This window comes from uncultured Pigmentiphaga sp., assembly GCF_937950555.1.
In the GTDB taxonomy this organism is placed as follows: Bacteria; Pseudomonadota; Gammaproteobacteria; order Burkholderiales; family Burkholderiaceae_B; genus Pigmentiphaga.
Genome location: NZ_CALFCW010000012.1, coordinates 143,013 through 163,822, shown reverse-complemented (window position 1 = coordinate 163,822; position 20,810 = coordinate 143,013). Strand labels below are relative to the sequence as shown.

General features: G+C 65.7%; 19 protein-coding genes. 7 read left to right on the top strand and 12 right to left on the bottom strand.

Annotated features, from left to right (window positions below; genetic code table 11):
• Positions 1–14: 14 nt before the first annotated feature.
• Positions 15–1,208, bottom strand: a complete 1,194-nt coding sequence (locus Q0319_RS02265; protein WP_296468076.1) for an acyl-CoA dehydrogenase — start codon at positions 1,206–1,208, stop codon at positions 15–17.
• A 195-nt stretch (positions 1,209–1,403) separates the two neighbouring features.
• Between Q0319_RS02265 and Q0319_RS02260 the strand changes: the two genes are divergently transcribed.
• A complete protein-coding gene (locus tag Q0319_RS02260) occupies positions 1,404–2,366 on the top strand; it encodes a LysR family transcriptional regulator (RefSeq protein WP_363322230.1) in 963 nt (320 codons plus the stop codon).
• Between the two features lie 85 nt (positions 2,367–2,451).
• Here Q0319_RS02260 and rpoD read toward each other — a convergent pair whose 3' ends face one another.
• The 4 genes from rpoD to rpsU all read right to left on the bottom strand — a co-directional run bounded on the left by rpoD (position 2,452) and on the right by rpsU (position 7,998).
• Positions 2,452–4,815: an RNA polymerase sigma factor RpoD gene (gene rpoD, locus Q0319_RS02255; RefSeq protein WP_296468074.1), complete on the bottom strand. Its 2,364-nt coding sequence runs from the start codon at positions 4,813–4,815 to the stop codon at positions 2,452–2,454.
• Between the two features lie 297 nt (positions 4,816–5,112).
• Complete coding sequence (gene dnaG / locus Q0319_RS02250; protein ID WP_299450630.1) at positions 5,113–7,131, bottom strand: DNA primase; 2,019 nt, start codon at positions 7,129–7,131, stop codon at positions 5,113–5,115.
• Positions 7,132–7,168: 37 nt separating this feature from the next.
• Positions 7,169–7,630, bottom strand: a complete 462-nt coding sequence (locus tag Q0319_RS02245) for a GatB/YqeY domain-containing protein (RefSeq protein WP_296471371.1) — start codon at positions 7,628–7,630, stop codon at positions 7,169–7,171.
• Positions 7,631–7,785: 155 nt separating this feature from the next.
• Positions 7,786–7,998 (bottom strand): 30S ribosomal protein S21, encoded by a 213-nt coding sequence (gene rpsU, locus Q0319_RS02240; protein ID WP_087782307.1) that lies wholly within the window; start codon positions 7,996–7,998, stop codon positions 7,786–7,788.
• Between the two features lie 144 nt (positions 7,999–8,142).
• Here rpsU and tsaD point away from each other — a divergent pair, with 144 nt between their 5' ends.
• Positions 8,143–9,162 (top strand): tRNA (adenosine(37)-N6)-threonylcarbamoyltransferase complex transferase subunit TsaD, encoded by a 1,020-nt coding sequence (gene tsaD, locus Q0319_RS02235; RefSeq protein ID WP_299450627.1) that lies wholly within the window; start codon positions 8,143–8,145, stop codon positions 9,160–9,162.
• A gap of 104 nt (positions 9,163–9,266) precedes the next feature.
• Here tsaD and plsY read toward each other — a convergent pair whose 3' ends face one another.
• The 4 genes from plsY to Q0319_RS02215 all read right to left on the bottom strand — a co-directional run bounded on the left by plsY (position 9,267) and on the right by Q0319_RS02215 (position 12,200).
• Positions 9,267–9,890, bottom strand: a complete 624-nt coding sequence (gene plsY, locus Q0319_RS02230) for a glycerol-3-phosphate 1-O-acyltransferase PlsY (protein ID WP_296463613.1) — start codon at positions 9,888–9,890, stop codon at positions 9,267–9,269.
• Positions 9,891–10,031: 141 nt separating this feature from the next.
• Positions 10,032–10,517 (bottom strand): Cys-tRNA(Pro) deacylase, encoded by a 486-nt coding sequence (gene ybaK, locus Q0319_RS02225; RefSeq protein ID WP_296463611.1) that lies wholly within the window; start codon positions 10,515–10,517, stop codon positions 10,032–10,034.
• A 37-nt stretch (positions 10,518–10,554) separates the two neighbouring features.
• A complete protein-coding gene (gene xerD / locus Q0319_RS02220; RefSeq protein WP_296463609.1) occupies positions 10,555–11,496 on the bottom strand; it encodes a site-specific tyrosine recombinase XerD in 942 nt (313 codons plus the stop codon).
• The gene (locus tag Q0319_RS02215) at positions 11,493–12,200 is read right to left on the bottom strand and encodes a TetR/AcrR family transcriptional regulator (protein ID WP_296463607.1); all 708 of its coding nucleotides are present in this window, start codon (positions 12,198–12,200) and stop codon (positions 11,493–11,495) included. The genes xerD and Q0319_RS02215 overlap by 4 nt, the downstream gene beginning before the upstream one ends.
• A 107-nt stretch (positions 12,201–12,307) precedes the next feature.
• Between Q0319_RS02215 and Q0319_RS02210 the strand changes: the two genes are divergently transcribed.
• Entirely contained in the window at positions 12,308–12,760 is a 453-nt protein-coding gene (locus tag Q0319_RS02210) for a DUF2214 family protein (RefSeq protein WP_296463605.1), read from the top strand.
• Between the two features lie 123 nt (positions 12,761–12,883).
• On the opposite strand, the gene Q0319_RS02205 is transcribed toward Q0319_RS02210, so the two are convergent.
• Both Q0319_RS02205 and queG read right to left on the bottom strand, forming a co-directional pair.
• The gene (locus Q0319_RS02205; RefSeq protein ID WP_299450652.1) at positions 12,884–13,837 is read right to left on the bottom strand and encodes a tripartite tricarboxylate transporter substrate binding protein BugE; all 954 of its coding nucleotides are present in this window, start codon (positions 13,835–13,837) and stop codon (positions 12,884–12,886) included.
• 244 nt (positions 13,838–14,081) lie between these two features.
• Entirely contained in the window at positions 14,082–15,191 is a 1,110-nt protein-coding gene (gene queG / locus Q0319_RS02200) for a tRNA epoxyqueuosine(34) reductase QueG (RefSeq protein WP_299450620.1), read from the bottom strand.
• Between the two features lie 16 nt (positions 15,192–15,207).
• Here queG and tsaE point away from each other — a divergent pair, with 16 nt between their 5' ends.
• Together tsaE and Q0319_RS02190 are read left to right on the top strand one after the other, a co-directional pair.
• Complete coding sequence (gene tsaE, locus Q0319_RS02195; protein ID WP_296463601.1) at positions 15,208–15,714, top strand: tRNA (adenosine(37)-N6)-threonylcarbamoyltransferase complex ATPase subunit type 1 TsaE; 507 nt, start codon at positions 15,208–15,210, stop codon at positions 15,712–15,714.
• Positions 15,678–17,096, top strand: a complete 1,419-nt coding sequence (locus Q0319_RS02190; RefSeq protein ID WP_296463600.1) for an N-acetylmuramoyl-L-alanine amidase — start codon at positions 15,678–15,680, stop codon at positions 17,094–17,096. Before tsaE ends, Q0319_RS02190 begins: the two co-directional genes overlap by 37 nt.
• Positions 17,097–17,126: 30 nt before the next feature.
• On the opposite strand, the gene Q0319_RS02185 is transcribed toward Q0319_RS02190, so the two are convergent.
• Positions 17,127–17,783, bottom strand: coding sequence for a VTT domain-containing protein (locus Q0319_RS02185; RefSeq protein ID WP_296463598.1), 657 nt, complete (start codon positions 17,781–17,783; stop codon positions 17,127–17,129).
• Positions 17,784–17,911: 128 nt separating this feature from the next.
• Here Q0319_RS02185 and mutL point away from each other — a divergent pair, with 128 nt between their 5' ends.
• Together mutL and miaA are read left to right on the top strand one after the other, a co-directional pair.
• Complete coding sequence (gene mutL / locus Q0319_RS02180) at positions 17,912–19,780, top strand: DNA mismatch repair endonuclease MutL (RefSeq protein WP_299450614.1); 1,869 nt, start codon at positions 17,912–17,914, stop codon at positions 19,778–19,780.
• Between the two features lie 19 nt (positions 19,781–19,799).
• Complete coding sequence (gene miaA, locus Q0319_RS02175; RefSeq protein WP_296463618.1) at positions 19,800–20,759, top strand: tRNA (adenosine(37)-N6)-dimethylallyltransferase MiaA; 960 nt, start codon at positions 19,800–19,802, stop codon at positions 20,757–20,759.
• The last annotated feature ends 51 nt before the right edge of the window (positions 20,760–20,810 follow it).

Genomic DNA, 20,810 nt, shown 5'->3' with positions numbered 1-20,810 from the left:
CCGCCGCACGACGATCAGCAGAACGCCTGGATGCCCGTCTGCGCGCGCCCCAGGATCAGGGCGTGGATGTCGTGCGTGCCCTCGTAGGTGTTGACCACCTCAAGGTTGACCAGGTGGCGGATGACACCGAACTCGTCGGAGATGCCGTTGCCCCCGAGCATGTCGCGGGCCAGCCGGGCGACGTCCAGCGCCTTGCCGCAGGAGTTGCGCTTCATGATGGAAGTAATTTCCACGGCGGCGGTGCCTTCGTCCTTCATGCGGCCCAGGCGCAGGCAGCCTTGCAGGCCGAGCGTGATTTCCGTCTGCATGTCAGCCAGCTTCTTCTGGATCAATTGGTTAGCGGCCAGCGGACGGCCGAACTGCTTGCGATCCAGCACGTACTGGCGGGCGGTGTGCCAGCAGTACTCGGCGGCACCCAGCGCGCCCCAGGCGATCCCATAGCGGGCGGAGTTCAGGCAAGTAAACGGGCCGCGCAGCCCCTTCACGTTAGGCAACAGGTTCTCTTCGGGCACGAAGACCTCGTCCATGACGATTTCGCCGGTAATGGACGTACGCAGCCCCACCTTGCCGTGGATCGCGGGTGCCGACAGCCCTTTCCAGCCCTTTTCGAGGATGAAGCCGCGGATATTGTCTTGGCCGTCTTCTTCCTTGAGCTTGGCCCAGACGACGAACACGTCGGCGATCGGGGAATTGGTGATCCACATCTTGCTGCCCGTCAGGCGGTAGCCGCCGTCGACCTTGGTGGCACGCGTGACCATGGAGCCGGGGTCAGAGCCGTGGTTGGGTTCGGTCAGGCCAAAGCAGCCGATCAACTCGCCCGTCGCGAGCTTGGGCAGGTATTTCTGTTTTTGCGCTTCGGTGCCGAACTCGTAGATGGGCACCATGACGAGCGACGACTGCACGCTCATCATCGAACGATAGCCAGAGTCGACGCGTTCGACTTCCCGCGCGATCAGTCCATAGCTCACGTAGTTCAGCCCCGGTCCGCCGTATTGCTCCGGAATCGTCGGCCCGAGCAAGCCGAGCTCGCCCATTTCGCGGAAGATGGCCGGGTCGGTTTTCTCATGGCGGAAGGATTCCAGCACGCGCGGCATGAGCTTGTCCTGGCAGTACGCGGCGGCGGCTTCCTTGACCATGCGCTCTTCGTCGGTGAGCTGCTGGTCGAGCAACAGGGGATCGGCCCAGTTGAAAGAGGCGGGCTTGTGCATAAGTTTCATGTCTCGCAAGAAGTTGTCGGAACAGGAGAGAGCCGCGGGCAACGAAACCTGGCCATCCAGGCCTCAACCCATGCGCAATACACGCACGATAAACGCAATCGGCGTCGGCGCCAAACGAGTTCTTTTCATCAACCTGTGCGTTTTCTGCACTTGGTAAAGTACGGGCATGGAATATCCGCGAGACCGATGATGCGCCGCAAACTTCCCAGCACGGCCGCGCTGGTCGCCTTCGAGGCGGCCGCGCGTCACCAGAGTTTCACCAAGGCGGCGGCGGAGCTGTCGCTGACCCAAAGCGCCATATGCCGGCAGATCGCCGGGCTCGAGTCCTTCCTCGGGCTGAAACTGTTCCGCCGGACCAAGCGAGGCGTGGCGCTGACCCAGGCCGGCCAGACCTATGGGGAGGTCGTCGCGCGCAGGCTGGACGAAGTCGAGCGCGACACCCTGGACATCATGGCCCGGCGCGGCGAGGGCGGCGTGCTGGAGCTGGCATCCGTCCCCACCTTTGCCACGCGCTGGCTGGTGCCCCGGCTGGGGGACTTCGAGCGCCAGGCACCGAACATCGTGATCAACATCACGCCCCAGAGTCGCCCTTTCCTGTTCGAAGGCACGCCCTTCGACGCTGCCATCTACGCGGGCGACGGCCCGTGGCCCGGCACGGAAGCCGTTTTCCTGATGCCGGAAAAACTGGTGCCGGTTTGCTCTCCCAAGCTGCTTGGGGTGCGCAAGCGCATCATGCCCGAGCAATTCTCGGCCTATCGCCTGCTGCAGCAGAGCACCCGGCCGTACGCATGGCGCCAATGGTTCGCCGCCCAGAACGTCAGCCACCCGCACGACTTGAGCGGACCGAAATACGAGCTGTTCTCCATGCTGGTCGAGGCGGCCATCCACGGGCAAGGCATTGCGCTGGTGCCGCGCCTGATCGTGGAGCAGGAGCTCGCCTCCGGGCGCCTGATCATCGCCTGCGAGCGCGAATCCGTGCGGGACAAGAATTACTACCTGGTATTGCCGGAATGGAAGACCGACCACGAGCCGCTGCGCCTGTTCGCCCAATGGGTAGCCGACCAGGCCGCCCGTTATCGTGAACAGCATGGATTGGAAGGCGAAACGCCTCCGAGCCCGCGCCGCCGGGCGGGAGCCGCCGCGGCATGAACGCCCGCCGCAGCGCGCCCACGAAAAAGCCCCCCGGCCTTGCGGCGCGGGGGGCTTGGAGGCGTCGCCTAGGCGCGGACGAAGCTCATTGCCCTTCGAGGAAGCTCTTGAGCTTGTCGGCCCGGCTCGGGTGACGCAGCTTGCGCAGGGCCTTGGCTTCGATCTGGCGGATGCGCTCGCGCGTCACGTCGAACTGCTTGCCCACTTCCTCCAGCGTCTGGTCGGTGCTCATTTCGATGCCGAACCGCATGCGCAGCACCTTGGCTTCGCGCGGCGTCAGCGAATCCAGCACTTCCTTCACGACGCTGCGCATGGATTCGTGCAGCGCGGCGTCCGACGGCGCCAGGGTGGTGGTGTCTTCGATGAAGTCGCCCAGGTGCGAATCGTCGTCGTCGCCGATGGGCGTTTCCATCGAGATCGGCTCCTTGGCGATCTTGAGGATCTTCCGGATTTTGTCTTCCGGCATGTCCATCTTTTGCGCCAACGTCGCCGGATCGGGTTCCGCGCCGGTTTCCTGCAAGATCTGGCGGCTGATCCGGTTCATCTTGTTGATCGTCTCGATCATGTGCACCGGAATGCGGATGGTGCGCGCTTGGTCGGCGATCGAACGCGTGATGGCCTGCCGGATCCACCAGGTCGCATAGGTCGAGAACTTGTAGCCGCGGCGGTATTCGAATTTGTCCACCGCCTTCATCAAGCCGATGTTGCCTTCCTGGATCAGGTCCAGGAACTGCAGGCCCCGGTTGGTGTACTTCTTGGCGATGGAAATCACCAGCCGCAGGTTGGCCTCCGTCATTTCGCGCTTGGCCTTGCGGGCCTTGGCCTCGCCGGTGGCCATCTGCTTGTTGACCTCCTTCAGGTCCTTGAGCGGCAGCACCACGCGGGCCTGCAGGTCGATCAGCTTCTGCTGCAGCTCCTGGATGGCCGGGACCTGGCGCGACAAGGTCTCGGAGTACTCGTGGCCGGCGTTGACTTCGTCGATGACCCACTGCAGGTTGGTCTCGTTGCCCGGGAAGGCCTTGATGAAGTGGCTGCGCGGCATGCCGGCGCGATCCACGCAGATCTGCATGATCGCGCGTTCGAGCTGGCGCACCTCTTCGACCTGCCCGCGCAGGGTGTCGGCCAGGCGCTCGACCATCTTGGCCGTAAAGCGTATGCCCATGAGTTCCTGCAGGATGGTTTCCTGCGCGGCGACATAGGCTTCCGACTTATAGCCGTCGCGCTCGTACGCCTCCCGCATTTTCTCGAACCAGCGCTTGACGTTGTCGAACTTCTCCAGCGACTTGACGCGCAGCTCTTCGACCTGCTTGCTGCTCATGCCACCCGCAGGGGCATCGTCATCCTCGTCGTCGTCGCTCGAGCTCACGCCCGAACCGGCATATTCCTCGCCGTCGTTCGGATCGATCAGCCCATCGACGATTTCATCGATCTGGATCTCGGAATTGCGCACGCGCTCGGCATGCTCGAGGATTTCGTTGATCGTGGTCGGACACGCGGAGATCGCCATCACCATGTGCTTGAGGCCGTCCTCGATGCGCTTGGCGATCTCGATTTCCCCTTCACGGGTCAGCAGCTCGACCGACCCCATTTCACGCATGTACATGCGCACCGGATCGGTGGTGCGGCCGAAATCGGAATCCACCGTGGAGAGCGCCGCCTCGGCCTCTTCCTCGGCGTCGTCGTCGGACGAAGCCACGGGAGCATTTTCGTTCAGCAACAGGGTTTCGGCATCGGGCGCTTGGTCGTAGACCGAAATCCCCATGTCGTTGAACGTGCTGATGATGCCGTCGATGGCTTCGGCGTCGACCAGGTCATCCGGCAGGTGGTCGTTGATTTCGCCGTAGGTGAGGTAGCCGCGGTCCTTGCCGAGCTTGATCAGCTGCTTCAACCGGTTGCGGCGCGCCTCGTATTCTTCGGGCGAAACCGGGCCACGGGCGATGAGGTCCTTGGGATCTGCCTTGCCACGCTTGCCGCGCCCCTTGGGAATCTTGATTTCCGGGATGGGCTCGACATCGACGTCGTCGGTCACGTCGTCGAAATCGGCATCGGCAGGCTCGGCCTGCTTGGATTCTTTGGGCGGACGGCCCGGGCGGCGGCCTGCGGGCTTGGCCAGCATGTCGGTGAGTTTCTTCTCCGCGGCCTTCTTCTCGGCAGCAGAGGCAGCCTTCGCGGTCTTGGCGGCCTTCTTGGCTGCCTTCGCGGCCGGCTTGGCCTTCTCGGCCGGCGCCGCTGCTTCGACCGGCTCGACCACGGGCTCGAAATCAGTGTCGACCGTCCGGGCAACAGCCTTGGCGTCCAGCACCTTGGTGCGCGCCCGGCCTGCCGACCTGACCGTTACCTTGACGCCACCTGTTTCCCCGGCCTTGGACGCCGCCTTTTCCTTGGCCTTGTCTTGCCCTTCGGCTTTGGATTTGTTCACAGTCAGCGTCTTGCCTGTCGTCTTCGCCATGGTCGGTCAACCACTCCTAATATTTCATCTGGAGGCCGGCTCACCCGGCCTCCACCCTGATCCGGCGCTGCTACGCGCCGCTATCGGCCGCCGCCCGGGGGAAGCGGCGGCTAGCCAGCCGCCCGGACGCATGCCTTGCGCTGCCTAGGGGCGTGCCATCCCCGCCCCTGGCACGGCCGGCCCGACCCCATGGAGCGCCCTTCGCGGGCGCGCCCATGCGATGGATCGGGCCATCGTTTCAAACCTATACCAGAAAAACGGGGGAAAAGGTCTGCCAAGAGACCTGCGGTAAACCCTCTATTCTAGCACCCTCGGTTTCTTCAACTCCAGGATTCTTTCTGTCAAGGCAAGATATCTTGCCTTGTCCTGCGCATCTTTCAGGCCTGAAGCGGCCAGCTGCTGCTGTTCTGCGCTCAACACGTGCAGTTCCACCGCGCGCAACGCATCCCGCAATTCCCCGTCGGGATCGGGCAGCTCTTCTTCATAAATGGTGGCTGTCGAAGCCATTACAAGGGTTTGCGCCAAATCCGTGGCCTCGGCGGCCTGCAGCAACGCGCCCGCATGCTGGGCGCCGGAGCTGCGCGCCAGCGCCACCAACCCCAGCACCGCCTCATACTCGGGACTTGCCCGGAGCAGCCGCTCGGCCTCTTCGTCGATGTGCCGCACCAATGCGGGATAGGCCAAGAGCAACTGGAGCAGGCGCGCGGCAATAGGCGTCACCCTGGGGCGCGGGCCAGCATAACCTTGGGGACGATCGTCTCCATAACGACCATTGCGGTCGCGAAACCGCCCTCCACTCCTGAACCGGCCAGGCCGGAAACCGCCGGCCGCAGCCCCTCCCGGTCGCGGGTGAAACTCCGGCGACGGCTCGTAGAAATCGCCATCGGGTGGCTCGAGGTCGGGAACCCAGCCCGCGTCTTCCGGGCCGCCCTGCGCCGAGGCGCCTCTTACCTCAGAGCGCGCCGCAGCCGGCGAAGTTCCCCGCACCTGCGCCGGTGTCTGCACCAGCGGACCACTCGGGACGTCCTGCAAAGGCACGAGCTGGGCGAGCTCTTCCGTGGTCAGCCGGGTGAGTTGCGCCAACTCCCGCTGCACCTGCAGGCGCAGCGCACACGCCGGCATGGCCTGCAACAGGGGCCGGGCTTCGTGCACGCAGCGCGCCCTGCCCTCGGCCTCCCCCAGCTCATGGCGCTCGGCCAGCTCGCCCAACATGAATTGCGACAAAGGCATGGCTTCACGCAAAGCCTTCCGAAACCGCTCCGCCCCGAACTCGCGCACGTACGAATCGGGATCGTGGTCGTCGGGCAAGAACAGGAAGCGGATCGAGACGTCGTCGCGCAACAGCGGCAGGCAGGCCTCGAGCGCGCGCCACGCGGCCTTGCGGCCGGCCTTGTCGCCATCGAAGCTGAAAATCACGCTGTCGCTCGCCCGCAGCAGCTTTTGCACGTGGGTCGGCGTGGTGGACGTTCCAAGCGTGGCGACGGCGCATTCCACGCCGTGCTGCGCCAACGCCACCACGTCCATGTAGCCCTCCACGACCACCACCATCCCCTCCTTGCGGATGGCGTGCCGGGCTTCCCACAAGCCGTACAGCTCCGAGCCCTTGGAGAAGATCGGGGTTTCGGGGGAGTTGAGATACTTGGGCTCGCCCTTGCCGATGATGCGCCCGCCGAACCCGATCAAATGGCCGCGCGCATTGCGGATGGGAAAGGTCACGCGCTCCCGGAAGCGGTCGTAGCGTCGCCCATCCTCGCTCTGGATCACGAGTCCCGCTTCGACCAACAGCGGATCGTCGTATTCGGGCAACACTGCAGCCAGCCCCTGGCGCTCGGGCCCCGCCCAGCCCAACCCGAAGCGCGCGGCGATTTCCCCCGAAACCCCGCGGCCTTTCAGGTAGGCGATCGCCGCCTGCGCCGAGCGCAACTGCTGCCGGTACCAATTGTTGGCCACCTCCAGCACCTGGCTGTGCCGCGAAACCATGGCCTCGCGCTGTTGCCGGGCTGCCCTCTGGCGGGGGCTGCGATCCTCCTCGGGCACCTGCATGCCCACCATGCCGGCAAGGCTCCGGACGGCATCGGGGAACGAGGCGCCGGTGTGTTCCATCAGGAAACGGATGGCCGTTCCATGCGCGCCACAGCCGAAACAGTGATAGAACTGCTTGCTCGGGCTAACCGTAAAAGACGGGGTTTTTTCGCTGTGAAAGGGGCACAACCCCAATAAATTGGCCCCAGCCTTGCGCAACTGGACGTGCTGGCCCACCACGTCGACGATGTCGACCCGGGCCAGCAGGTCCTGGATGAATGACTCTGGGATCATGCGCGCAAGGCGGGCGTTCGGGGAACCGCCTCGCGGCTCAGCCCAGGCGCGCCTTGATCAGCTTCGACACCTCGGCCATGTCGGCGCGGCCGGCGAGCTTGGGCTTGACCAGCCCCATGATCTTGCCCATGGCCGCGCCACCGCTGATTCCCTGGGCCGAAACTTCAGCCACTGCGGCGTCGATGACAGCCGCCACTTCTTCTTCGGAAGCCGCTTGCGGCAGGAATTCCTGCAATACCGCCATCTCGGCACGCTCCTGGGCGGCCGAATCCGCGCGGCCTGCCTGCTCAAACGATGCAATGGACTCGCGCCGCTGCTTCACCTGCTTCTCGACGATGGCGATGATCTCGGCATCCCCCAGCTCCCGGCGCTCGTCGACCTCCTTCTGTTTGATCGCGGCCGCCAGCAGGCGCAGGGTGCCGAGGCGCTCGGTGGCCTTGGCGCGCATGGCGTTCTTGATTTCGTCGGACAAGCGGGCTTTGAGGGTATCTGCAGTCATGGAGATTCCGCGAGGGTGAAGAGTTTCGAGCGTCTCGGGTGGACACCGAAAAATAACAACAAGAACGCCAAAAGCCGCCCGGCTGGCGCCGTAGCGGCTTTGATAAATCTGCGAAACTACCGGAAAGCTTACCTGCGCTCCGTGCGCAGCAGCAATCAGTACAAGCGCTTGGGCAGCTGTTGGCTGCGGATACGCTTGTAGTGGCGCTTGACGGCGGCGGCGTGCTTGCGCTTGCGCTCTGCCGTGGGCTTTTCGTAAAACTCGCGCGAGCGCAGTTCGGTCAGCAGGCCAGTCTTTTCAATGGTGCGCTTGAAACGACGCAGGGCGACCTCAAACGGCTCATTTTCTTTAACGCGAATTGTCGGCATGTAACGATTGCCTCGGGGCTGCTAAGGGTTGATCGAGCCTGCCACTATAGCAGATTTTTCTGCCGCTTGCCAAATGCTCGTGCTGCCCGGGTGCTACACTGCGGCCTAGGGTTAACTCGCAACCATCGCGTCCCGCGGCTTTACATGATCGTTCTCGGCTTCGAAAGTTCCTGCGACGAAACCGGCGTGGCCGTCGTCAGCACCGAACGCGGGCTCCTCGCCCACGCCCTGCATTCCCAGGTCGACATGCACCAGGAATACGGCGGCGTCGTCCCGGAACTGGCTTCCCGCGATCATGTGCGACGCGTGCTGCCGCTCACCCGGCAGGCGCTCGACGCCGCGAACCTGACGCTCGACGACATCGACGCCATCGCCTATACCGCAGGCCCTGGCCTGGCCGGGGCGCTGCTAGTCGGTGCCAGCGTGGCACAGGCGATCGCTTGGGCGCGCAACCTCCCCTCCATTCCCATCCATCATCTCGAAGGGCACTTACTCTCCCCCTTGCTCGCCTCGCCGCGCCCGGCATTCCCGTTCGTGGCGCTGCTGGTGTCGGGCGGACACACCCAGCTGATGCGGGTCGACGGCATCGGCCGCTACGAGCTGCTCGGCGAGACCCTGGACGATGCGGCGGGCGAGGCGTTCGACAAGACCGCAAAACTGCTCGGCCTCGGGTACCCCGGCGGCCCGGCGCTCTCCAAGCTGGCTGAATCCGGAAACCCTGAGCGATTCGACCTGCCCCGCCCCAAGCTGCACAGCCCCGACCTCGATTTCAGCTTCAGCGGACTCAAGACGGCTGTGCTGACGCGCATGAAAACCCTGGACCCGGACGACGCCCAGGCACGGGCCGACTTGGCCGCGGCCACGCAAGACGCCATCGTCTCCGTGCTGGTGGCGAAATCGGTCAAGGCGCTTGAGGCGACCGGGCTGAAACGACTCGTGATCGCAGGCGGGGTCGGCGCCAACAAGCTACTACGCCAGCGGCTCGCGGCACGGCTGGAACGGCTGAAGGCCCAGGCATTTTTCCCGCCGCTGGAGTTGTGCACCGACAATGGCGCCATGATCGCGTTTGCCGCCGCGCTGCGCCTACAGGCCGGCCTGGCCGACCCGAACGCGCGCCACAGCGGGTTCACGGTCCAGCCGCGCTGGGATCTCGGCTCGGGCTGAGCGAGGTCGCCCGCATCGGGGAGCCCCGGACTCAGGGCGCGGGAACGGGGCCAGTGCCCCCAACGGAACGAGCCGTGGCACGCGGAAGGCGCGCCAGCACTCGATCAAACCGACTTTTTCTCGCCTATGCGCCGCTCTTTGCCTGCCAGCAGGTTGGCAATGTTCTTTTGGTGGCGGTAGATCAGCAACAGCGCCATCACGCCGATGGCCGTGCCGATGCGGGCGTCGGCCGTCCACGCGACCCCATGGCCGAACACGTAATAAATGGGCGCGAAGACGGCGGCCACGATGGCGGCAAGCGAGGAATAGCGGAAGAAGAAGGCAACGATCAGCCAGGTTGCGAAGGTCGCGGCGCCCAGCCAGGGCTCGATGCCAATCAGCACGCCCAGGGCGGTTGCCACGCCCTTGCCACCCTGGAAGCGGAAGAACACCGGGTACAGGTGGCCGATGAACACCGCCAGCACCACGAGGGCGATCGTCGTTTCCCCGATGCCCAGGCGCGGCGCATAGGCCTGCGCCAGCCACACTGCGAGCCAGCCCTTGAACGCATCCCCGGCGAGCGTAAGTGCCGCGGCAGCCTTGTTGCCCGAACGCAGGACGTTGGTGGCCCCGGGATTCTTGGAACCATAGGTGCGCGGATCGGCCAACCCCATGACGCGGCTGATGATGACCGCGAACGATACGGACCCAATCAAGTAGGCAATTGCGACGGCGGCGATGGTGATCATGGGAAACGGATCCTCGGGCCGGGACGGCCCCGATGCAGTGACAAAAGCATGACAGGCGGCGATTCTACCGGTTGGCCCTCGCGCTGTCCCGTTGCAGTGCGGACGCTCGCACCTAGCCGGGCCCGTCCTCCCGCGACCGCATCACAGCGCCGCCGAGACGGGGACGGCATCCAGCAAGCGCACCAGCTCGCGCGGATCGATGCCCACGAGATAGCCGCGCCGCCCGCCATTGATGAGGATGCGCGGTAATTCGAGCACGGTGGCCTCGACATACACCGGCATGGACTTGCGGGTACCGAACGGCGAGGTCCCACCGACCAGGTAGCCGGAATGGCGCTGGGCGACCTCGGGCTTGCACGGCGCCACTTTCTTGACGCCGATTTGCCGGGCCAGGTTCTTGGTGGACACTTCCCTGTCGCCGTGCATGAGGATCACCAGCGGCTTGGCGTCTTCGTCCTCCATGATCAGAGTCTTGATCACGGCATGTTCGTCCACACCCAATTGGCGCGCGGATTCGGCCGTGCCGCCGTGCTCTACGTATTCGTAAGGGTGTTCGGTGAACGCAACGCCATGCTTGCGCAGGAACTGGGTGGCGGGCGTCTCGGAAACGTGCTTGGATTTACTCATTGGGTCAGCCGGCCTCGCCGGCACGGTGAATAGGGCGCTAACCGCGAGGATGGTGGCGGGCGTGCAAGAGTTTAAGCCGCTCGCGCGCGATGTGCGTGTAGATCTGAGTGGTCGAGATATCTGCGTGGCCCAGCAGCATTTGCACCACGCGCAGGTCCGCGCCATGGTTGAGCAGATGTGTGGCGAAGGCGTGGCGCAGCACGTGCGGCGACAAGGCCGCGCGTATGCCTGCGCGGACGGCGTACTTCTTGACGATGAGCCAGAAGCTCTGGCGCGTCATGGGCTCTGCCCTCGCCGTGACGAAGAGCGCATCGCTGCTGCGCCCGGCCAGTAGCGCCGGCCGCGCCTGCCCCAAGTAGCGCTCGATCCAGTGCGCCGCCTCGGCCCCCAGGGGCACCAGGCGGTCTTTGCCGCCCTTGCCCATGACGACGCGCACCACCCCATCGTTGAGCCCCACGTCGAGCGACTTGAGCGCAACCAGCTCGGACACGCGCAGCCCCGTGGCATACAGGGTCTCCAGCATGGCGCGGTCGCGCAGCCCCAACTCGGTGTTTACGTCCGGCGCAGCCAGCAGGGCTTCCACCTGGGCCTCGGACAAGGTTTTCGGCAAGCGCGGCGGCTGCTTGGCGGCGCGCAGGGTCAGGCACGGATCGGCCTCGACGCGGTGTTCCCGCAGCGCCCATTGGAAATAACGCCGTAAAGTCGCCAGCCTTCGATTGGCGGTGGTGGCCTTGCTATGAGGATGAACCGCCGCGAACCAGGCCTCGATGTCATGGCCCAGGGCGCGATCGAGCGCCGAGCCGCGCGTTTCCCTGAGCCATGCGTCGAAGGCCATCAGGTCTTGCCGGTAGGCGCGCAGGGTATTGTCGGACAGCCCATCCTCCAGCCACATCGCCTCGATGAAGGCAGCAATGCCGGGATCATCCCCGGGCCGCACCACCCCTTGCCGGCCCTTGGGCTTGTCGCGCGCGGCGCTCATGCCCTGCCTCCGCGCCGAGCCGTGGCGCCGCCGCCCGCTGGCGCGAGGAGTGCCACTTCCAATATCGCAAGGACTTCATCACCTTCGGTCGACGCGTAGGCGGCGGCCGACCGCTCCCGGCGCGCCCCGTCCAACCGGCCTTCCAGCAACAAGGTAGCAAAGCCATGCACCGCGGACCAAGCCAGCACCAGGCGGCGCTCGAAGTCGGCACCCTCCGCGCGCACGCCCCGCTCGGCCAACGCGGCCGAGAGTGCACCAGCCAAGTGCCCGGCCGCCTCGCGCCCGGCTTCTCCGAGTTCGGAGTCCCCAGGCGATAGGCGATCGTGGCGGAACATCAACTGGAACTGGGCGCGGTGGGCAATGGCGAAGTCGATATAGGCCCGGCCCACCGCCCGCAATTGCGATTGGGCGCCGGGCGGCGCGGCATCGCGATAGGCCTGCATGAGCGCAGACAACCGACGGAATCCGGCGGTGGCGAACGCCGTGAGCAGCCCGGATGCGTCGCCGAAATGATGGGCCGGCGCGGCATGGGAGACGCCGGCTCGCCGCGCGCACTCACGCAGGGTAAACCCTTCGAGGCCGCGCTCCTCGAGCAAGGATTGCGCCGCATCCAGCAAGGCCTGTCGGAGATCGCCGTGGTGATATGTGCGGGTACGGGAAGAGGAGGCACGCCCGCGACCGTGCTGAGAGGAATCGACTGCCATGACCCATCTTCGCAAACAAATTTTTACGGCGTCAAATTGGAGAACGACTTGACACTGTAAACATTAATGGTATCGTGGATCTACTCAATCTAGACAGTGTCAACACCATGACTATCGATTCCGTGCTCGCGTGGCTACACCATCTCTGTTTTCTCGGCATGGCGGCGGCACTGGCCATGCAGTGGGCGCTGCTGGCCCCCTCCCGTCCCGGCCTGCCCCTGGCGATGCTCGGCCGCACCGACGCCTGGTACGGCGGCCTGGCCGGGCTGCTGCTGGTCATCGGCATCGCGCGGGTCGTGTGGGGCGCCAAAGGGCCGGATTTCTACCTGGCCAGTCCACTCTTCTGGGCCAAGATGGGGCTATTCGCGGCGGTGGGCGCAGTTTCCGTGCTTCCCACCCTCCACTATCTGCGCTGGCGCAAGCAGGCTGGCAGGACGGAAGGCTTTCAGCCGGGCGAACCCGAGGTCGCGAAGGTGCGTATCGCCATCCAGCTGCAGGCGCTCGGCTGGCTCGCCCTGCCCCTCCTGGCCGCCGCCATGGCCCGGGGCCTGGACCGGTAGGCCCGCAGGACACGGCTTCCGGTTCGACGGAAAGAAAAAAGCCGCAGGCGGCAACCGCACGCGGCCATGCAGTATCGCGCGGGAGGGGCAGCCGCCACGACGGCCCCCTCGCCCCGTGAGGCCTTATTCCAGCCGGATGTTCTGTTTCTTCACGACTTCGCGCGCTTTGTTGAGTTCTTTCTCGATCTCCGCGCGGAACTCCTCGGGCGTGTTGCCCACCGGGGCGGCGCCCTGCTTGGCCAGGGTTTCCTTGACTTGAGGATCGGCCAGCACTTTCACGGCGGCGGCGCGCAGCTTGTCGACGATCTCTTTCGGCGTGCCAGCCGGGGCGAGCAACCCATACCAGGCCGGATCGTTCATCAGGGGCAGCCCCAGCTCCTTGAACGTCGGCACGTCAGGCAGGCCGTCGACCCGTTCCTTCCATGCCACGGCCAGGGCGCGCAGCCGGCCTGCCTGGATGTTGGGCATGGACGAAGGCAGGTTGTCGAACAGCATCTGCACCTGGCCGCCTACCACGTCGGCGATGGCGGGGCCCGATCCGCGATAGGGAATGTGGACAATCTTGGCGCCCGTTCCCAGTTGGAAGAGCTCGCCGAGGAAGTGGTTGATGCTGCAAGTGCCTGAGGTGGCGAACGAGAATTTGCCGGGCTCCTTCTTGGCTAGCTCGAGGAAAGACTTGAAATCGTTGGCCGGAACCTTGGGGTTGACGGCCAGCACGTTCGCGGTGTGGGCGAAATTGGTGACCGGCTGGAAGTCTTTGAGCGGATCGTAGCCCAGCTTGGCATTGCAGGCCGGGTTGATGGCCATGGTGGAAACCGTGGCGATGCTCAGGGTGTAGCCGTCCGGTGCCGCCCGCGCTGCTTCCGTGGCGCCGATCGACCCGCCGCCTCCACCCCGGTTTTCGATGACGAAGGGCTGGCCGAGCTCCTTGCCCATGCGTTCGCCGACCAGCCGGGCGATGATGTCGGTCGAGCCGCCAGGGGCGAACGGCACGATGACGCGCACGGGCCGGTTCGGATAGGACTGCGCGAAAGCCACGCCAGGTACCGCAATGAATGTGGTGACTGCGGCTGCCATTCCCGCCAGTGAGGCGGCAATTCTTCTTGCTTTCATGCGTGCTCCTCTTTGGAGTTGGTTGTCATCCTTCACTACGGCCCTGGGGCGAGGGACGAGGTCGCGCCTTCGCCCGCCCTCATCCGCCAGGCGGCGGATGCATCCTGGTCTCGTGGACCAGGGGGGCTGGATCAAGAGCCTTGCTCCACAGAATAGCAAACCGCTCCGACGCGCTGTTTATGTCTCCCTGCTGGTTTTCCCCAGCCGGTCAGCCGGCCGCCGCTTCCTGCCGAGCCAGCGCCCAGCGCACGTGCTCACGTACCAATTCGCTCGGATGATCGGCGCGGGAGAGCAGGGCTGCCCGCACTTCCGCGCTCGGCCGGGCATTGCCCAGCGCAACCGCCACGTTCCGCAGCCAGCGTTCATAACCGATGCGACGGATGGCGCTTCCCTGGGTGCGGGCATCGAAATCCTTTTCGGTCCAGGCGAACAGCGCCACCAGCTGCGCGGCTTCTAGCCCGTGGCGCGGCGCGAAATCGGGAACCGCGGATGCGCGGGCGTACTTGTTCCAAGGGCAAGCCATCTGGCAGTCGTCGCAACCGTACACGCGGGTACCGATGGCCGGCCTGAGCGCCTCCGGAATGCTTCCCCGCAATTCGATGGTGAGATAGGAAATGCAGCGCCGGGCGTCCAGTACATACGGCGCGACAATCGCGCCGGTAGGACAGGCATCGATGCAGCGCCGGCACTGCCCGCAATGCGGCGTTTGCAGCTGGTCGGCCGGCAACGGCAGGTCGGTCAGGATTTCACCCAGGAAGAACCAGCTCCCGTCGCGCGAAAGCAACAAGGTGTGCTTGCCCCGCCACCCGATCCCGGCCTTGCGCGCCAGCTCGACCTCCATGACGGGAGCAGAATCGGTAAAAACGCGATAGCCGAATGGGCCGATATGCCCGGCGATGCGGTCTGCCAGGCGCTGGAGGCGTTGCCGCAACACCTTGTGGTAGTCGCGGCCCAGCGCATAGGTCGCCACCACGCCGGTGGCGCCATCGGCCAGCGCCTTCCGCTGGCTGGCGGCAAGCGCCGGTCCGTCCAGTGGGGCGTAATCCATGCGCACCATGATGGCCGACCGCGCATTGGGCACCAATTGCGACGGATCGCGCCGCAGCGGCAGATGGCGCTCCATATAATCCATCTCGCCATGCATGCCCTCGCCTACCCAGGCCGTGAGCCGGTCGGCCGCCTCGGCCAGATCCAGATCGGCGATTCCCACTGCGGAAAAACCCAGTTCCCGCCCCCATCGTCGCACGGCCGCAACCAGGCCGTCGGGATCGATGTGGGAGGAAGAAGACGCGGAAAAATCGGGCGGCGATGCTGACATACTGCGATGGTAGCCCATGCCCCTGAACGACGCCCTGCACACCGCCATGCCCGAATCCCGACACCTGCACCTGCCCGACGAAGCCGCGACCGAAGCACTGGCCGCCAGCCTGGCCCCCCTGGCCGCCAAGGGGCTCCGCATTCACCTGCACGGCGACCTTGGCGCCGGAAAAACCACTTTCGCCCGGGCACTGTTGCGTGCAGTCGGCGTAACGGGCCGGATCAAGAGTCCAACCTTCACTTTGGTTGAACCTTATAAAGTTTCGAACTTATACTGCTATCACTTTGATTTTTATCGTTTTACCGATCCACGCGAGTGGCTCGACGCCGGATTCCGGGACGCGCTGCGCGATGACGCCCTCGTGCTCATCGAGTGGGCCGAACGCGCAGGCGGCGCACTTCCGGCTCCGGACCTGGACATCGCGCTGTCTTATGAAGGCGCAGGACGTGGGGCGACGCTACGCGCCCACACCGCAAAAGGACAGGCATGGCTGAACACGATTTCTCCCGACACGATGCACTAGAGCCCGACCAGCCGGCCGGCGCGTCGGCCTCGTCCTATGCCCAGGCCCAGGGCGTCCTGGCGCCGTCCGGGGTTTCCCGCCGGCGCCTCGTGGCCGGCTTGGCCGCCACTTTGTTCGTTCCCCTGGTTCCCACCGCCGCACGGGCCGCAGAGCTGGTAGCGGTGCGTTTGTGGCCGGCTCCGGACTACACCCGGCTCACGCTGGAACTGGATGCCGAGCTCAAGACCGAACACTTCGTGCTGGACAACCCCCATCGCGTCGTACTGGACATCGAAGGCGTGGAACTGAACGCCGCGCTGCGCGACGTGGTGGCGAAGGTCCGGCCGGACGATCCCTATATCGCCAGCATCCGGGTCGGCCAGAACCGGCCCAATGTCGTCCGGCTGGTGCTCGACCTCAAGCAGGAGACCGTGCCGCAGCTCTTCAGCCTCAAGCCGGTCGGCGAATACAAGCACCGGCTGGTGTTGGACCTCTATCCCAAGGTGGAGCGAGACCCCCTCCTGGCGCTGGCGAACCAGGACGACGACGATCCGATCCTGAAAATGCTCGAGCGCCTGCAATCCGAGCAGAACGCCGCGCGGGGCACGGGGCCGGCCATCGAAGGCGCGCCGATCCCGGACGCCGCCCCGCAGCCTGCGCCGCCCCGGCGCCGCGCCGAGCAACAGCCCATCTCGCGCATGATCACCGTGGCCATCGACCCGGGCCACGGCGGTGAAGATCCGGGGGCGATCGGACGCGGCGGCACGCGCGAGAAAGACGTCGTCCTGAAGATTGCGCGCATCCTCAAGGCCAAGATCGATCAGCAGCCCAACATGCGCGCCATGCTCACGCGCGACGGCGACTATTTCGTGCCGCTCCACGTCCGCGTGGCCAAGGCCAGGCGGGTGCAGGCCGATCTTTTCGTGTCAGTGCATGCCGATGCGTGGATCAAGCCCACGGCCCGGGGCTCGTCGGTGTTTGCCTTGTCCGAAAGCGGCGCCAGCAGCAGCGCCGCCCGCTGGCTGGCCGCCAAGGAAAACGCCTCCGACCTCATCGGCGGCGTCAACATTGGTTCGCACGACAAGCAAATCGCCCGCGTGCTGCTCGACCTGTCGACGACAGCCCAGATCAACGACTCCCTCAAGCTGGGCCGCGCCGTCCTGGATGAGCTCTCGACCATCAACCGGCTGCACAAGCCGCGGGTCGAACAGGCTGGCTTTGCCGTGCTGAAAGCGCCGGACATTCCCTCCATCCTCATCGAGACCGCTTTCATCAGCAATCCGGAAGAGGAAAAGCGGCTGTCCGACCTGGCGTACCAAGACCGCATGGCGACGGCCATCATGCAAGGCATCCAGCGCTATTTCGCGAAGAATCCGCCGCTGTCCAGGAACAAGCTCACGTAAGGCCCCCAGCCGCCATGCGGGCGTGGGCCACTATGGGCGCGCGCCCTCGGAGCGGTTGCGCAAGTGGCGCAGGCCTTTCCAAAGCCCGCCCAACAGCAGCGGGACGATGGCGGCACCCAAGCCGACCAAGACGATGGTGTTCAGGTGTTCGCGGACCAGCGGCAGGTTGCCGAAGAAATAGCCCAGGCACACCAGCAGCACGATCCACAGCAGCGCGCCGACGACGTTGAAGAACTGGAAGCGTGCGAAGGTCATGTAGCCCACGCCGGCCACGAAGGGCGCGAAAGTCCGGACGATGGGAAGAAAGCGGGCAATGATGAGCGTCTTGCCCCCATGCTTCTCGTAGAACGCGTGGGTCTTGATCAGGGCTTCGCGGTCCAGGAAGCGGATATTCTGCGAAAAGACTTTCGGCCCGATGAAGCGGCCGACGAAGTAATTGACGGTATTCCCGCCGACCGCGGCCACGAGCAGCAGCGCAATGAGCAGCCCCAGGTGCATGCTGCCGGTCGCGGCGAACGCACCGGCGATGAACAGCAGGGAATCCCCTGGCAGGAATGGGACGACGACCAGCCCGGTCTCGGCAAAAATGATCAAAAAGAGAATCAGATAGATCCACGCCCCGTATTGGGCGACCCAGACGCCAAGTGTCTGGTCGATGTGGATCAGCATGTTCAGGAATTCGAGCATAGATGGCCGGACCTTTTTCGCGAGCGGGAAAACCGAAAGCACTATAGCCCACGCCTGCACGGTCCCGCTTGCCCCCGGCCGGTCCGATGCCCCGGCTCCGCCATCTGGGCGACCTCTATAATTCCTCCATGTCCGATCGCCGCCCCATCGCCCCCCTTCCCGACCTCCTGATCAGCCAGATTGCGGCCGGCGAAGTCATCGAGCGCCCCGCCTCGGTGCTCAAGGAATTGCTGGAAAACGCCATTGACGCCGGCGCGCGCGCCATCGACGTCAGGCTGGAAGGGGGCGGCATACGCCGGATCGCCGTCACGGACGACGGCTGCGGCATCCCGCCGGAAGAACTGCCGCTAGCGGTCGCCCGCCACGCCACGAGCAAAATCCGCTCGCTGACCGAACTCGAATCGGTCGCCTCCATGGGTTTTCGCGGCGAGGCGCTCGCCTCCATCGCCTCCGTGGCCCGCCTGACCCTCATCTCGCGCACGGCCGGCGCCGACCATGCCTGGCAATGGGAAAACGGCGACGTCGCGCCGGCCTCCGGCCCGCCGGGCACGACGATAGACGTGCGCCAGTTGTTCGACGCCGTCCCGGCCCGCCGCAAGTTCCTGAAATCGGAAGCCACGGAATTCGGCCATTGCGTGGAGGCGTTCCAACGGATCGCTCTGGCCCACTGCCACATCGCGTTCCGCCTGTTCCACCAGGACCGCGCCTACCAGCAATACTTGCCCGCCGACCCGGTGCGACGCATCCACGACGTGCTCGGGCCCGAATTCGCGCAGGGCGGCCTGCCGGTCCAGGCCGAAAGCGGCGCGATCCGCCTGCATGGCGTCGTATCCCGGCCCACGGCTTCGCGCGCGCGCGCCGACAAGCAGTATCTGTACGTCAATGGAAGGTTCGTGCGGGACCGCACGGTGAGCCATGCGATACGCACCGCCTATGCCGACGTTCTGCATGGCGATCGGCAGCCTGCCTACGTGCTCTTCCTCGATCTCGATCCCGCCGCGGTAGACGTCAACGTCCATCCGGCCAAACACGAGGTCCGCTTCCGCGACAGCGGCGCAGTGCACCGTTTCGTCTCCCAAATCGTCGGCCAAACGCTGGCCCATGCCGCGGGCGCGGCGCCGGATATCGCGCACGTACCGGCGGTGCCGCTTGCCGGCCAGGGGGCCGCAGCGCAAGCCGACCGATTCCCCGCTGGATCGGCGGATGCCGGCGATCCGCGCCTGGCTGCACCGGCCCTCGCCTCGGCGGCGCAACTGCCCTTCAGACTCCACGATGCGGGCACGCCGGCCTACCGTCCTGACCTCGGCGCGCGTATCCTGGCACTGCACGAACCGGTGGCCCCGCGCGTCCCGTCGCCCGCTCCCGCCCCCATCCCCCAGGGCACCACGCCGCGCCCGCTTCCGGACGGCGAAGAATTCCCGCTCGGCATGGCGGTCGCGCAGATCCATGGCATCTATGTGCTCGCCCAGAACGCACACGGACTAGTGGTCGTAGACATGCACGCGGCGCACGAGCGCATCGTGTACGAGCAACTCAAGAACGCGCTCGACGCCCGGCGCATGCCCACGCAGAACCTATTGGTGCCGGTGGTTTTCCGGGCCTCGGAAAGCGACGTGGCGCTCGTGGAGGAACAGGAGGAGGCCCTTTCCAGCATCGGTTTCGAGCTGCGCCCGGCCGGTCCAGCCTCGATCGCGGTGCGTGCGGTTCCGGCGCCCCTGGCGCATGCGGACATCGAAACGCTGGCACGCGAAGTGCTGCGCGACTTCGCCGAGGTCGGCGCGACACGGCTGCTGACGGAACAACGCAACGAACTGCTCGCCACGATGGCCTGCCACGGCGCCGTCCGCGCCAACCGCCGCCTGAGCCTGGACGAAATGAACGCACTCCTGCGGCAGATGGAAGCGACCGAGCGCGCCGACCAATGCAACCACGGCCGTCCGACCTGGGTACAGCTCAGCGTGACCGACCTCGACCGGCTGTTCCTGCGCGGCCGCTGATCCCGACATGCCTCAACCCATGACCGATACGCAGCTTCCGGTGCTGTGTCTGATGGGCCCCACCGCGGCCGGCAAGAGTGCGGCCACCCTGGCCCTGGCCGAGCGCTGGCCCATCGAAATCATCAACGTGGACTCTGCCACGATTTACCGCGGCATGGACATCGGCACCGCCAAGCCTGGCGCCGCCGAACGCGAGCGCGTGGCCCAGCATTTGCTCGACATCCGCGACCCGGCGGAAACCTTCTCCGCGGGCCAGTTTCGCAGCGAGGCGCTGCGCCTGATCGCCGACATCCGGCGCCGCGGACGCATTCCCGTGCTGGCTGGCGGCACCATGCTGTATTTCAAGGCGCTCAGGGAAGGCTTGGACAGCCTGCCCCAAGGCGACGCACTCTTGCGTGCGCAGCTCAACGCCCGGGCCGCGGAAATCGGCTGGCCGGCCATGCATGCGGAACTGGCCAGGATCGATCCGGCCACGGCCGCGCGGCTTTCGCCCAACGACAGCCAGCGCATCCAGCGCGCGCTCGAAATCCACGCATTGACGGGCCAGCCGATGTCCGCGCTGCTCACCGGCCACCGCGGCGCCGCCGCTGCGCTGCGCACCGTAGACGTGAGCCTCGAGCCGTCCGATCGCGCGGGTCTGCACGCGCGCATCGAGCAACGCTTCGACGCCATGCTGGAGGCGGGACTGATCGACGAAGTGCGGCGCCTGCGTGCGCGCCGCGACTTGAGTCCAGAGCTTCCCTCGATACGCTGCGTCGGCTACCGCCAGGTTTGGAGCTATTTGGAGGGCACCATCCATGGCGCCGAGATGCGCGCCCAGGCCATCGCCGCCACCCGGCAATTGGCAAAACGCCAAATCACGTGGCTGCGCGCGCTTCCCGACAGGATAGTCGTGGATTGCCTGGCCCCGGACAGCATCGGGCGCCTCGTCGCCGCGGTCGCTCCCACCCTTGACGCCCAATTCGCTGCCCTAGGCTGAAAAAAAGCCGCCATGCCAACGGAAGGACGGCGGGCGAGGCGCGCGTGCGTC